Raw genomic sequence first — 12,916 nt, 5'->3', positions numbered from 1 at the left:
GCGGGACTTCGGCTGCCCCACCAGCCGGGCAATCAATGCCGCAGAAAACAAACAGCCCAAAATCAGTCACTCTATACCGGCAACGGGAAACCGCGGGGACCTTTTTTGCCGCGGTGGGGGGGGGGCGGGGATTTATCCTGAAAAAACGGCCGCCGCCCCGGGGCTGTTGGGTGGGGGCCCAACTTTGTGCCGAATTCTGGTGGGGGGGCACGCCCAAACGGGGGCCCAAACAAGGGGCCCCCCCCACCAGAATCAGCCAGCGGCCGGCGCTACCGCTTCAACTGGCGCTTGAGGGTGGCATCCAGGGTGATCGGCCGGTCCCAGTGCTGGTAGCTGGCCACGATGGCATGGCGCACGGCGCGGTAATGCAGGTTGTCGGGCTTGGCGGGCATCCGCTTCACCACGGCTTCCCAGCCGCCCTCCGGGTCCTGGCTGAAGGCGCGCACGCTGTCGCGGCAGGTCTGGCCGCTGGCCTTGGCCCAGAAGCAGGCGAAATAGATGTCCCCGGCCTGCCATCCATGGGTGGTGAACAGCGCGCTGATGTAGCCGCGCGGCACGTCGGCATAGCGCGATACCTCATCGAGGAAGGCATCGGGGTAGCGTTCGGCGTAATGGTTGATGTCCTGCAGCTGGGCATCAACCCAGCTGTCGCCGGTCTCCACCTCATACGCAGCCGAACGCTCGGCGGTCTGCTGGGCCAGCACGGTGGCCGGCGCCAGCAGCAGGGACAACAGCAACGCGCGCAGTCGGTGGTTCATGGCCCGATTCTGCCGCAGCCGCCCCGCCCTGTCAGGCCGCCGCGGCGGCCTTGGCCTCGATCGCGGCCAATGCTGCCGGCCAGTCGTGGGCGGTATCGGCAGTGACCATGCGTGGTTCGTCGTCGGCCACACCGTGCTGGGTCTCGTGGGCCCAGGTCACCGCATACGGGGTATGCACGCCCCAGCCACCGAGGGTGACCACCGGCTCGATGTCCGAACGCAGCGAGTTGCCGACCATCACGAAGCGCTGCATCGGAAGATCGAATTCGGCCAGCACGCGGGCGTAGGTTTCCGGATCCTTCTCCGAGACGATCTCGATGCGCGGGAACAGCTCGGCCAGGTTGGCGACCTTGATCTTCGCTTCCTGGTGGAACAGGTCGCCCTTGGTGATCAGCACCACCGGGTAGTGCTCGGCGATGGCGGCCACCGCCTCGCGCACGCCGTCGATCAGCTCGACCGGGTGGCGCAAGGTGTCGTGGCCGATGTCCAGGATGCGCTGGATGTCCTTGGCCTCGATGCGCTGGCCGGTGATGTCGATGGCCGCTTCGATCATCGACAGCGTCATGCTCTTCACGCCGTAGCCGAAGGTGCCCAGATGGCGCTGCTGCACTTCCAGCAGGTGGCGTGCGGTCTGGGTGTCATGCACATCGACGTAGCGCGACAGCAGGTCAAGGTAATCCTGCTCGGCCTTGCGGTAGTAGTCCTCGCTCTTCCACAGCGTATCGTCACCGTCAAAACCGACCAGGCCGATGGCGCGCGACGGCGCAGGCGTGGAGGTGTTCATCGCGCAAGGATACAGGGGCCATGGTGACGAAAAAAACCCGGGCGGCCGAAGCCGCCCGGGTTCCCATACGCCCCGATGCAGGTCTTACCTGCCCTGCGCACCCTGGGCTGCGCCGCCGGCGCCGGCCTGCTGGGCGGCCACGTAGGCCTTGTACTCGTCGGCACTGAGCTCGCCGTCCTTGTTGGTATCGGCCTGGTCGAACACCTGGGCCAGGCCCGCGTTCACCTGTGCCTCGGACTTGCTGATGGTGCCGTTGCCATCGGTATCGATGCTGGCCCAGGTCTGGCCACCGCCATTGGCCTGCGCCGATGCCGCTGCGGCCGCATTGGTCGCCTGGTCAGCGGCCTGGCCGGCCTGTGCAGCCGCCTGCTGGGCCTGCGCGGCCTCGTTCTGCGCATGCGCCGCCTGCTGCTTGGCCGACTGCGCCATCGCCGGAATGGCCAGCACGCTGCCAGCGGCGACGATCAGGGCGATCAGGGGCTTGCGGTTGCGAATAGTCATCAGGGGTGTCTCCTACCGATTGGGTGGTGTTGCGCGGCGTGTTGTCTCCGCACGGCACCTACCCTGCCACCGCCTTTCTGAATCGATTTTGCGCCGCGACCGGCATCAACACACGCGATTAACCACTCGCCACCGCACATGCTTTAGCACGGTGGTTAGCGCGAAGTGAGTGGCTCATAAGCTGCGCATTCATCGCGCCAGGATTTAACCGGCAGCGAACGAAAAACCTGCGTCAATTCGCGGTCTGGGCCGATGACCGCGAACTGAACATCACCCATCCCAGCGCAACACCGGCGAGCGCGCCGGCGATTTCCAGCACCACGCGGCTGCCAAGTTCGTTCGGATCATGGATGGTGGACAGGAAGATGCGCGCGTACAGCGGTGACTCCAGCCGCACGATGCCCATGTAGAACAGCTTCCACGCATCGATGCCGGCCGAAGCCACCACCGAGATGACGCAGGCCCAGCCGATGGCATGCCCCATCGACCAGTGCAGCAGCCGGCACAAGCGCGACCACAGGAAGTACACCAGCAGGCCGACCAGCAGGGCGATGGCGCCGGCTTCCAGGGTGCCGAGCAGGCCGAAGTGCAGGGGAAGGTTCATCGGGTGGGCAGCGGTGGGAAGGCGGTCAGTGTAAGGGTATCGGCAGGGTTGCACCCTGCACCCGCAGAGGCTTCAGGCAACGGCCAAAGCCAAAGCGGCTCTGGACTGTTGATGGTTTGGCGGGACGATGTGGGTGGGCAGGACACGCCGTAAACCCATCCCTGGGGGCTCGATGGCGCCATCCATGGCGCCAACGGTCCTGCCCACCCACACCGCCCCACCTCCGACAGATTCCTGATGACGGTTGGTGGTAGATCCACGCCATGCGTGGATGAATCTCAATCGAAATCGAATATTTCGAGAATTGAACGAAGAGCATCCACGCATGGCGTGGATCTACCGTGTCGACCAAGGTCGACACCTACCAACAGCAGCGACCCACCCCGCCATCCCACGGAATGCGTGCTGTTGCTGTTGCTCTGGCTTGTAGCGGGTGCAGGGCGCAGCCCTGCCGATACCCCTACCGTACCGGGACGTCGTACGCGGTGCCCGGATCCGGTTCGGGTTGCAGGGTGTAGTGCCACCACTCCTGGGGGTAATTCACGAAGCCGCGGCGCGCCATTGCCCGTACCAACTGCTGGCGGTTTGCCTGCTGCACCTCGCTCAGTCCGCTCGCCTGCGTGTGCGCACGTGGCCCGAAGAAGTCGAAGTCGGTACCCATGTCCAACGGCGTGCAGCTACCGCTGCGGCAATCCAGCAACCCAAGATCCACCGTCGCGCCACGGCTGTGGCCAGAACGCTCTGCGATGTAGCCATCGGCCAGCAGCCGCGGCTTGTCCAGGTCCGGGTACTGCAGCGCCTTGCGCGAGAGTTCGCCCGGGTCGTTCACCCAGGCCATGAAGGCCTGCACCGAGCGTACTGGCCGGTAGCAGTCGTAGAGGCGCAGGCCAAAACCCTGCGCACGCAGATCCTGTTCCACCCGCGCCAGCGCTTTCGCCACCGGGGCCAGCAGGTAACAGGAAGGAGCCTCGTAGCCCGGAACACGCGCGCCGGTGAAGTTGTTGGCACCGGCGTAGCGGATATCCATGTCGATACGTGGCGCCACCGACCGGATCTCCACCAGCCCGGCGTCGGCCGCGCCGGTGGCGGGTGAAACACGCGGTGGTTCAGCGGCGTTGGCGGTCGCTGCCAGGGCAGTCGCCAGTACGAGTGAAATGCAGGTCCTGGAAGTCATAGCTGAAGTCGATGTCCGGATCGATGGCACGCAGGTCCAGTGTCGGTGCCGGGCCTTCGCCTGGCTGCAGCCACGCCTGCGCGTCTTCGCCCAGCGTATCCCAGCGCAGCAGCCAACGCTCCTGTAGTTGCAGCACGGCACCCTGCAGCCGTGGCGATCTGTCCACGCTGAAGCGCAGGCCGTCCCTGTCCGGGCACAACGATGCGGGCCCCAGCCAGGGATCACTGTAGCGACCCTGCCAGCGCGGCAGGTCATCGCCGCGTGCCGGCTGCGCGGCTGCGGTCGCTGGCCGTTGGTGGCCAGATGCTGCCTGCGCTGCCTGGTCAGCCTTCAGTTCGGCCAGGTACTCCATCGCCGGGCGCGTATCGTCTGGTGCGGTGAAGCGCTTCAGCATCGCCTGCATCAGCGCCGTGCGTGCATCCTCGCCTTCACCGTTGATCAGCATCACCACGCCCACCCTGCGGTCGGGCAGCAGCGCCAACGACGAATACATGCCTGACAGCGTGCCGGTATGCGCCACCTTCCACTGCCCGTCCATGTCCGACACCCGCCAGCCAAAGCCGTAGCCGTAGAAGTGCGCGTTGTCCCAGCGCCGCTGGCGTTCGCCCAGCGGCATCGGCATGTGCAGGGTCCATAGCGTGCGGCGTTGGGTGCTATCCAGCCAGTCGGGTACCAGAGCGGGATCGAGCAGCACCTGCATCCAGCGTGTCATGTCGCGCAGCGAACAACGGATGCCACCCGCCGCCATCGAGGGCAGGTCCGGGCTGATCGCAGCATCGGCGTTCACCACCTCGTTGCGCTCACCACGCCAGGCATGCGGCTGTGCCACGTTGCCCACGCGCTTCACCGACCACGCACCCACCTGGCAGCGCGTCATGCCCAGTGGTTCGAACACCTGCTCGCGCATCAGCTGGTCGTACGGCTTGCCACCCGCCGCGGCCGCCACTTCACCGGCCACCACATACATCAGGTTGTCGTAGGCATAGTGGCTGCGGAAGCTGCTGACCGGCTTCAGGTGTGCCAGCCCGGCGATGATGTCGGTACGGGTGAAGGCGTTCGGCTCCGGCCACAACATCAGGTCGCCGGCGCCCAGGCCCAGGCCGCTGTTGTGGATCAGCAGGTCGCGCACCTGCATCTGCTGGCCCACCCATGCATCGTGCATGCGGAAACCCGGCAGGTGCCGCTGCACCGGATCATCCCAGTGCAGCCTGCCCTGCTGCACCAACCGCGCCAGCAGCGCAGCGGTCATCGCCTTGCTGTTGGACGCGATCTTGAACAGCGTGTCCTCGTCGATGCGGCCGCCATCGCCGCGCGCGCCCCCTGCATGGCGATGGACCACCCGCCCCTCCTCGACCACCGCCAGCGCCAGCCCGGGCAGATGCTCGGCCTGGACCACGGCCGCGATGTCGGCCTCGATTGCGGCGCTGTCGGCCGACGACGCGGACGGTGCAGCCAGTGCCGCCGCGAGGATCAGCAGGTGGTGCATGCGGGCAGTCCCTCCATTGCCTGCGCCGTCACGGTGGACGGCGCGGATCGTGGCCTCAGAAGTTCCAGGTCACCACCAGCTGGGTATAACGCGGGGCCTGCCAGCGCGTGCCGGTCGCAAATGTCGCCTCACGGTACTGGCCGGGTTGTGCTTCATAGCGCTGGTGCACGTTGATGGTCTTCTGGTTGTTGGTGAGGTTGTACACCGACAAGCGGGCGCTGAGGTCGATGCCCTCCACCGGCAACCGCCAGGTCACATTGGCCCCCATGGTCCAGGTCCACGGCAGGCGGCCAAACGCACCGCGTGGGCTGTATTCGAACTGCCGTTGGTTGTAGGGGCCCGCACAGTTGGCCACGCACAGCCAGCCGGTGCCACCGCCACTGCCCTCGCTGGAGGTGCTGCCACCGGCGATGGAGTCGTTCGGCCACATCACGCCGTAGGCGGTGATCGGGCCACCGGACTGCACCTGCAGCGTGGTGCCGAACGACCACTGCTTGTTCAGCGCATACGCGGCACGCAGCTTGAACTGATGGCGGAAGTCGTTGAACAGCACGCCATAACGTTCATTGGTGGCCGGGTGGTCCCAGAACTGCACCATGCCGGTATCACCGTAATTGGTATCGGAGTTCACCGGGCCTTCGAAGTTGCCTTCGCTCTTCGACCACAGGTAGGACGCGTTGAACATCCACTTCTCGTCCCAGGCACGGTCGATCTGGAACTCCAGCGCCTTGTAGGTGCGCTTGGGCTTGGAGTAGCCGATCACCTCGCCGCTGCCGCCCTTGCGGTAGCCGCTGTTGGCGGTATCGATGGTGATCCAGCCTTCGTTGGCGCAACCGATGCTCTTGTCGCCCCAGATCGTCAGGCTCTCGCCCGGGTTGGCGATCGGCCACAGCGTGCTGGGGGTCGGGCCGCATGGGGTGTAGTTGATGCGGATGTCATCCAGCGCGCGGGTCATGCGCCGGTAGGTGGCATTGACGCCCCACGACCAGGCCTGGTTGATCATGTTCTGGAAGCCCAGGATGTACTCGTCCTGGTAAACCGCCTTCAGGTCACGGTCCACGCTCTGGCGCAGGTCGGCGCCGCCGGTGTTCATGCGGGTGTCGGTCGGCCCGATCTGCTGGCCGACGATGGGTGCCATGTACGGCGAACCGGTCGGCGAGGTTTTCCGTTCCCAGCCGTTCAGCACGTAATAGCTGTATTCGTCGGTCAGGCCACCGGCGAAGTTCACGTTGATGTTGTTGGTGACCGGCAGGTAGTAGCGGCCGGCGTTGCCGAACAGCTTGGTGCTGCCATCGCCGCGCATGTCCCAGGAGAAGCCGACGCGTGGCGCGATCAGGTCGTCCATCTTGATGAACGCCTTGCCTGCAGCGGTGCGGTTCTCGAAGCGGTCCCAGCGCACGCCAAGGTTCAGCATCAGGTTCGGGGTGATGTTCCAGATGTCTTCCAGATAGAAGGCATTGGCCTCGGTCTCGAAGGTGCCGCCCGAGCGGCGGTTGCGAGCACGCAGCATCTCGGTGACGCCGGCCGGTACGTAGGCGTTGGCGCCATCCCACACTTCATCGCCGGGCCGCGCCACGTAGGCGGTGTAGCTCAGCTCGGTCGGCCCTGGATAACGGGTGGACTGCTTGGTGGTCATCAGTTCGCGGTCGACACCGAAGCGCAGCAGGTGGTCGCCGAGCTGCCATTCGAAGTCCAGGCGCGCGACATCGCGGGTGTCATCGCGCTCGGCCACGGCCGCGCCGGTCGGGTGGCAACCGGCGCGCAGCCCCTGCAGCTTGCCCAGCCGCGGGCCGTAGGTGCTGTCGGTGAACACGGGGCTGCAGGCCTGGTCCAGCGACGAGTTGGTGAAGGCGCGCTGCTTGTTCTGGCCGACCATGGCACGCGCGGTGAAGTTCTGGCCGAAGTGGCCGGTGTAGGTGGCCGACCAGTTGCGGCCGCCGGTCTCGGTGACCGAGTCGCCACCCCACGCACCGAGCTGGTCGGCCTTCCAGTTGTAGCCGTACGACGCATTGGTGACATCGCCCTCGTCGGAGAACGCCAGCAGCGCCAGGCTGTGGTTGTCGTTGATGTTCCAGTCCAGCTTGGTGCCCCAGAAGCCGTTGCCGGAATCGTTCTTGAACCAGGTACTGCCATCGGACGAGGTGTTGTGGCCCTTGTCGCTGCGGTCCTCGTACATCGCGAACAGGAACAGCTTGTCCTTGATGATGGGTCCCGAGCCCCAGACGTTGGTCTTCAGGAAGGAATTGTTGTCGCGGCTGCCGTAGGAATGCGGAGTGCCGTCGCGGTGGAAATGATCGCCGCCACTGGCGCGCCACGCACTCGGCTCGGCGGTGACTTCAACACCGCCCTCGAATTCGTTGCTGCCCGAACGGGTCACGGCATTGATCACGCCACCGGTGGAGCGGCCGAACTCCACCGAGTAACCGCCGGTCTTGACCTGGAATTCGTTGAAGAACGCGAACGGCGCGGTGCTGAAGCCACGACGGGTATACATGTCGGTGACATTCAGGCCGTTGATGAAGACCGCATTCTCGGCCACCGATGAACCGGCGAACGACAGGCCACCGAATGAGGAGTTGCCGCCGACCACGCCCGGCGCCATCAGCGCGACCGCAGACAGGTCCTGCGCCACCGGCAACCGCGAGATCTCCTGGCGGTTGATGTTGAACGAGGTTTCGGTGGAGTGGACATCCACGCGGTTGATCACGCGGGTGCCAACCACCTGCAGTGCATCCAGGTTGGTGACACCGCCGCCGCTGGCCAGGTTGACCGTGGTGGTACCGCCGACGGCAACGCTGACCGATACCTGATCGCCCAGCTTCTGGCCATCGCGGCTGAGCTGCAGCTGGTAGTCACCCACCGGCAGCTGGCCGAGGCGGTAGCTGCCATCGGCGCCAACGGTGACGGCACGGGTCAGGCCGGTGCTGCTGCTGACCACGGTGACCTGGTCACCGGCGGTTGCACGGCCGGCGACTGCACCGCTCACGTTCTGTGCCATCGCGATGCCGGGCAGCACTACGCCCAGACACGCCCCTAGGGCGACGCACAATGCCGCCCGCTTGATGCTGTAAGCCTTCATCCCCTGCTCTCTCCTGCAAGAATTGAATGGTGTGGAATGCGATGTGTCGCGCTAGCGTTGCCCGGCTGGCAGTACCCGCCACTGGAAGTCGTAGCTCCATTGGTCGAAGTACAGGTTGCCGCCTGCCCACTCGGCCTCGCCGCGCTGCGAGTCGACCGTTTCCGAGCGGAAGTGCTGCTTGGCCGGCACCAAGGGCTGGCCGAAATCGTCGTTGAAGGCGATGCGGTAGCCATCGAGGCCACCCAGGTAGAAGTCGCGCAATGCCGGTACATCGCTGGCCAGCGCGCCGGTGGTCACGTCCATTGGCAGCCAGCCGTACGGCGCCAGGTAGACCTGCCCCCAGTCGTGCAGATTGTTGTAACCACTGCCATCGCCGGAGAACACCATGCCCGACTGCCAGCGCACGGGAATGCCGTTCATGCGCAGCAGCGCGATCAGCAGCAGGGTCTGCTGCCCACAGTCGGCATGGCCAGCGCGCAAGGCGTAATCGCTGATGTTGCTGAGCGTGGAGTATTCGCGTGCACCGGCCCACGGAATACGATCAACAGCAGCGAACAGCCTGCGCACCATTTCATGGGGGCGTGTTTCGCCCTGCAGCACCTGGTCGGAGAACAGCTTCAGCGCCGGGGTGAAGCGCACATGCGGCAGCTGTTGGGCCAGGTAGGGCTTCAACGCAGGATCATTCGGCGTGGCCTGCACCTTCGCCGGATCGATCGCGGTGTGCCGCGCGAAGATCGTCGCCGCGTAGCGGATCTCGAACCGGGTCGGCTTGCCGGCTACGGCTTTGGCTTCCAGGTAGGCGGTGCGCTGCAGGGTACTGGCCGGTGCCACCCGCGCCTTGCCCGGGGCGCTGCCCAGCCACTGCACCTGCTCCTGCTGCCCCGGGATCTCGCGCGGATAGGGAATCCATGCGCGCACGGTTTCGCCGGCCGGCACGGCATCGGCCTTCACCGTCAGCGTCTGGGTGAATTCGATGCGCTGTGGCAGCACCCAGGCCTGGCCGCTCTGTTCGGCGGCGGCAACCACGCGCGCGTGGTGTGCGTTGAGCACTTCGTTCGGGCCTGGCGCCGGCATAGGCGCATCTGCGCGGCGACGTGCACGCGCTTCGTCGCTGAGCAGGAACAGGTTCGACGGTGCACGCTTGAAGTACCGGCGCGTGCCATCGATATCGAGGTGTTCGATCAGGCCGAGCTGGTCCCAGCGCGCGAATTCCTCGTCGCTCAGGTCGGGGATCCAGCGGCGCACGGCGGCCTTCGCGGCCTGCTGGTCAAGACTGAAATCCAGGCGGATACGGCGCATGCGCTCGCGCTGGAAGGCGCCTTCGGCAGTATTGCCTGCCGTTGCCAGCAGCGCTTCGGCATCGCTGAAACGACCGCTGTCGATCAGGTCGATCACCTGCGTCTGGCGCGCCCGCTGCTGGCTGCTGCGCGCATCCGCCGCCTGCGCGGCCGACGCCCACAGCAGCAGCGCGGCACACAGGCCGGCAGCAGCAGGCAGACGCGGTTTGCGAACGGCAGGATCCACAGCGACACTTCCCCAGCGCGGGTGGTAATGGCTGTGTAACACGGGCCGGAACACCGGTCAATAATTTATTCTTGCTTTCGCCAGAGAAAGGAATAAATATTCCAACTGGCATTCGAGGAGGGTATGCAGCGCATGATCCTGGCTTCCCGCGCACCGGACCGGCAGTGGTCGCGCCGGTTGACCCTGGCCCTGTGCCTGCTGGCCGCACCGGCCTTCGCACAGGCTGCACCGCCACCTGACCCCGGCGCGCCGCTGCCCTATGTGGTTGGCCTGCACGAGGCCTACCTGACACCGCAGTACTGGGCCGCACGCCTGGACAATGCCGATGCGCCGATCCTGGACCGCGCGCAGATCGACGCGCAGAACGCGCGGATGCGGGCGCAGGACAGCCACATCCAGGACATCGCTTCGCTGCCCGCACAGCTCGATGCCGCGCAGGTACGCGCCAGCATCAGCGCGTTGTCGCGCTGGCCCGAGCGTGCACTGTTCAACGAGAAGGGCCAGGCCATCGCCCCCGCGCTGCGCAGTGGCATCGAAGCCAACCTCGGCCTCAATGCGATTCCCGCACACGTCGCACCCGCCTACGGCTTGGTGGTGAAGCGTGCCGCGCTGCGCACCTTCCCCACCCGCGAGCGCGTCTTCAGCACTGCCGGTGACACCGACATCGACCGCTTCCAGGAATCGGCACTGTTCCCCGGTGACAAGGTTGCCGTGGTCCATCGCAGTACCGATGGCCATTGGCTGTTCGTGCACAGCGAGCGCTACAGCGCGTGGATCGAAGCCGACGCCGTCGCCAGTGGTGACAAGGCCATGGTGCTCGGCTATGGCGCCAAGGGACCGTACCGCATCGTCACCGGCGCCACCGCACAGACCGCCTACAGCCCGGAGGAACCGCGCGTCTCGCGCCTGCAGCTGGACATGGGCGTGCGCCTGCCTGTGCTGGCCGACTGGCCCGCCGCCGAACCGGTGAACGGCCAGCAGGCGCATGCCTCGTGGGTCGTGCAGCTGCCGGTGCGCGAAACCGATGGCCGCCTGAAGCTGGTGCCGGCGCTGCTGCCGCGCTCGCAGGACACCGCCGCCGACTACCTGCCACTGACCCCGCGCCTGTTGCTGCAGCAGGCCTTCAAGTTCCTTGGCGAGCGCTATGGCTGGGGCCACGACTACGACACACGCGACTGCAGCGGTTTCGTTTCCGAGATCTACCGCAGCTTCGGCGTGCTGCTGCCGCGCAATACCAGCGCACAGGCGATCAGCCCTGCGCTGGACCGCCTGCCCTTCACCGACAAGGTCGGCAAGGCCGCGCGCGACCGTGCGGTCACCGATCTGCAGGTGGGCGACCTGGTCTATATCCCTGGGCACGTGATGATGGCCATCGGCCACGTCGACGGCCGCACCTGGGTCATCCACGATACCGCGGGCGGCAGCTGGTTCGGTGCTGACGGCAAGCGCGTACAGGCCCACCTCAATGGTGTTTCGGTCACGCCGCTGGAGCCGATGATGGCCAGCGATACCGTCCGCTACATCGACCGCATCACCAACATCCAGCGCCTGCGCGCCAAGACTCCTGAATGAAGATCACTGCCATCGAACTGGGCATGCTGCGCGTGCCGCTGAAGACGCCGTTCAAGACCGCCCTGCGCACGGTGGAGACCGTGGAAGACGTGGTCGTACTGATCCGCACCGACACCGGCCACACCGGCTACGGCGAAGCCCCCGCCACCGCAGTGATCACCGGTGATACGCACGGCTCGATCATCGAAGCGATCCGCCACTTCATCGCGCCGCGCCTGATCGGCCAGGACGTGGTCAACCTCAATCGTCTGTGCGGGCTGGTGCAGACCGCGATGGAGCGCAACACCAGTGCCAAGGCCGCGGTGGAGATCGCGCTGTACGACCTGTGGGCGCAGCTGCACGGTGCGCCGCTGTACCAGATGCTCGGTGGCGGCGACCCGGTGATCACCACCGACATCACCATCAGCGTGGACTACATCGACAAGATGGTGGCCGATTCACTGTCGGCGATCGACCGCGGCTTCGAGTCGCTGAAGATCAAGGTCGGCAAGGACATCGGCCTGGACATCGAGCGGGTCAAGGCGATCCATGCGGCGGTGGAAGGCCGCGCCCTGCTGCGCCTGGACGCCAACCAGGGCTGGACCGCCAAGCAGGCGGTGCATGCGATGCGCACGCTGGAAGAGGCCGGCGTGGTGCTGGAGCTGCTGGAGCAACCGGTAAAGGCGGCCGACATCAGCGGTCTGAAGTACGTCACCGACCGCGTCAACACGCCGGTGATGGCCGACGAGAGCGTGTTCAGCCCGAGCCAGGTGATGGACCTGATCCAGCAGCGCGCGGCCGACATCATCAACATCAAGCTGATGAAGACCGGCGGCTTGTCCAACGCGATCCGCATCGCCGACATCGCCGGCATCTACGGTGTGCCGTGCATGATCGGCTGCATGATCGAATCCAGCATCAGCGTTGCCGCCGCCGTGCACCTGGCGGTGGCCAAGAGCGATGTGATCACCAAGGTCGACCTGGACGGCCCGTCGCTGGGCCAGTTCGACCCGGTCAGCGGGGGCGTGCATTTCAACGAATCGGAGATCAGCATCAGCGACGTGCCGGGGTTGGGCATCACCGAAGTGCGTGGGCTGGAGATGCTGGGTTGATCTCTGCCTTGCGGCTGGCCTGGCGTACAACTGACTCTTGGTCGGGCGTTACTTTTCTTTCCGCGGAAAGAAAAGTAACCAAAAGAAACGCTCCGCCGGCCGCGAGCCGGTGCTACGCACCGGTTCCCTGCGCTCCTCGGCCCGTCGAGGGACGGCGCGGGAACTCGCTGCGCTCAGACACCCGCCCCTCTTCGCCCTCGCCGGACCTGCGGTGCTCGGCTCGCTTGAAGGCGGACTCAACGTCAAAGGCAACAACTGCATCCCGTGGATCCACTACATGCGTGGATGCTTTTGCGCTTGCTTCTGCTCTACCCCGTATCCCCTTCGCGGCTGGCACGCGCGC

General features: G+C 65.9%; 10 protein-coding genes. 2 read left to right on the top strand and 8 right to left on the bottom strand.

Annotated elements, in window-relative coordinates:
• Nucleotides 1-269: 269 nt before the first annotated feature.
• The 8 genes from QRO91_RS19140 to QRO91_RS19105 all read right to left on the bottom strand — a co-directional run bounded on the left by QRO91_RS19140 (nucleotide 270) and on the right by QRO91_RS19105 (nucleotide 9,910).
• Nucleotides 270-758 (bottom strand): hypothetical protein, encoded by a 489-nt coding sequence (locus QRO91_RS19140; protein WP_197650590.1) that lies wholly within the window; start codon nucleotides 756-758, stop codon nucleotides 270-272.
• Nucleotides 759-789: 31 nt separating this feature from the next.
• Nucleotides 790-1,542: an HAD family hydrolase gene (locus QRO91_RS19135; protein WP_049397778.1), complete on the bottom strand. Its 753-nt coding sequence runs from the start codon at nucleotides 1,540-1,542 to the stop codon at nucleotides 790-792.
• Nucleotides 1,543-1,626: 84 nt separating this feature from the next.
• Nucleotides 1,627-2,043 carry an EF-hand domain-containing protein gene (locus QRO91_RS19130; RefSeq protein WP_106549734.1) on the bottom strand — a complete coding sequence of 139 codons (417 nt, stop codon included), beginning with the start codon at nucleotides 2,041-2,043 and terminating at the stop codon, nucleotides 1,627-1,629.
• Nucleotides 2,044-2,275: 232 nt separating this feature from the next.
• A complete protein-coding gene (locus tag QRO91_RS19125; protein WP_049432879.1) occupies nucleotides 2,276-2,647 on the bottom strand; it encodes a hypothetical protein in 372 nt (123 codons plus the stop codon).
• A gap of 460 nt (nucleotides 2,648-3,107) precedes the next feature.
• Nucleotides 3,108-3,821: a M15 family metallopeptidase gene (locus tag QRO91_RS19120; protein WP_197650588.1), complete on the bottom strand. Its 714-nt coding sequence runs from the start codon at nucleotides 3,819-3,821 to the stop codon at nucleotides 3,108-3,110.
• The gene (locus QRO91_RS19115) at nucleotides 3,754-5,307 is read right to left on the bottom strand and encodes a serine hydrolase (protein WP_197650587.1); all 1,554 of its coding nucleotides are present in this window, start codon (nucleotides 5,305-5,307) and stop codon (nucleotides 3,754-3,756) included. The genes QRO91_RS19120 and QRO91_RS19115 overlap by 68 nt, the downstream gene beginning before the upstream one ends.
• Nucleotides 5,308-5,362: 55 nt before the next feature.
• Complete coding sequence (locus tag QRO91_RS19110; protein ID WP_285310521.1) at nucleotides 5,363-8,386, bottom strand: TonB-dependent receptor; 3,024 nt, start codon at nucleotides 8,384-8,386, stop codon at nucleotides 5,363-5,365.
• A 51-nt stretch (nucleotides 8,387-8,437) separates the two neighbouring features.
• Nucleotides 8,438-9,910 (bottom strand): transglutaminase-like domain-containing protein, encoded by a 1,473-nt coding sequence (locus QRO91_RS19105; protein WP_197650585.1) that lies wholly within the window; start codon nucleotides 9,908-9,910, stop codon nucleotides 8,438-8,440.
• Between the two features lie 132 nt (nucleotides 9,911-10,042).
• On the opposite strand from QRO91_RS19105, the gene QRO91_RS19100 reads away from it, so the two are divergent.
• Both QRO91_RS19100 and QRO91_RS19095 read left to right on the top strand, forming a co-directional pair.
• Nucleotides 10,043-11,482 (top strand): SH3 domain-containing protein, encoded by a 1,440-nt coding sequence (locus tag QRO91_RS19100; protein ID WP_197650584.1) that lies wholly within the window; start codon nucleotides 10,043-10,045, stop codon nucleotides 11,480-11,482.
• Nucleotides 11,479-12,573, top strand: coding sequence for a dipeptide epimerase (locus tag QRO91_RS19095; protein ID WP_049432862.1), 1,095 nt, complete (start codon nucleotides 11,479-11,481; stop codon nucleotides 12,571-12,573). The genes QRO91_RS19100 and QRO91_RS19095 overlap by 4 nt, the downstream gene beginning before the upstream one ends.
• Nucleotides 12,574-12,916: the final 343 nt, after the last annotated feature.

The organism is Stenotrophomonas maltophilia group sp. Smal32 (genome assembly GCF_030237085.1).
In the GTDB taxonomy this organism is placed as follows: domain Bacteria; phylum Pseudomonadota; class Gammaproteobacteria; order Xanthomonadales; family Xanthomonadaceae; genus Stenotrophomonas; species Stenotrophomonas maltophilia_Q.
The sequence above is the reverse complement of the archived record's forward strand: the minus strand, read 5'-3'. Positions and strand labels throughout refer to the sequence as shown.

Coding starts and splice junctions, on each gene's coding strand:
- QRO91_RS19130 (WP_106549734.1), bottom strand. CDS start 2,043: ATGACTATTCGCAACCGCAAGCCCCTGATCGCCCTGATCGTCGCCGCT.
- QRO91_RS19100 (WP_197650584.1), top strand. CDS start 10,043: ATGATCCTGGCTTCCCGCGCACCGGACCGGCAGTGGTCGCGCCGGTTG.
- QRO91_RS19125 (WP_049432879.1), bottom strand. CDS start 2,647: ATGAACCTTCCCCTGCACTTCGGCCTGCTCGGCACCCTGGAAGCCGGC.
- QRO91_RS19095 (WP_049432862.1), top strand. CDS start 11,479: ATGAAGATCACTGCCATCGAACTGGGCATGCTGCGCGTGCCGCTGAAG.
- QRO91_RS19120 (WP_197650588.1), bottom strand. CDS start 3,821: ATGACTTCCAGGACCTGCATTTCACTCGTACTGGCGACTGCCCTGGCA.
- QRO91_RS19115 (WP_197650587.1), bottom strand. CDS start 5,307: ATGCACCACCTGCTGATCCTCGCGGCGGCACTGGCTGCACCGTCCGCG.
- QRO91_RS19140 (WP_197650590.1), bottom strand. CDS start 758: ATGAACCACCGACTGCGCGCGTTGCTGTTGTCCCTGCTGCTGGCGCCG.
- QRO91_RS19110 (WP_285310521.1), bottom strand. CDS start 8,386: ATGAAGGCTTACAGCATCAAGCGGGCGGCATTGTGCGTCGCCCTAGGG.
- QRO91_RS19135 (WP_049397778.1), bottom strand. CDS start 1,542: ATGAACACCTCCACGCCTGCGCCGTCGCGCGCCATCGGCCTGGTCGGT.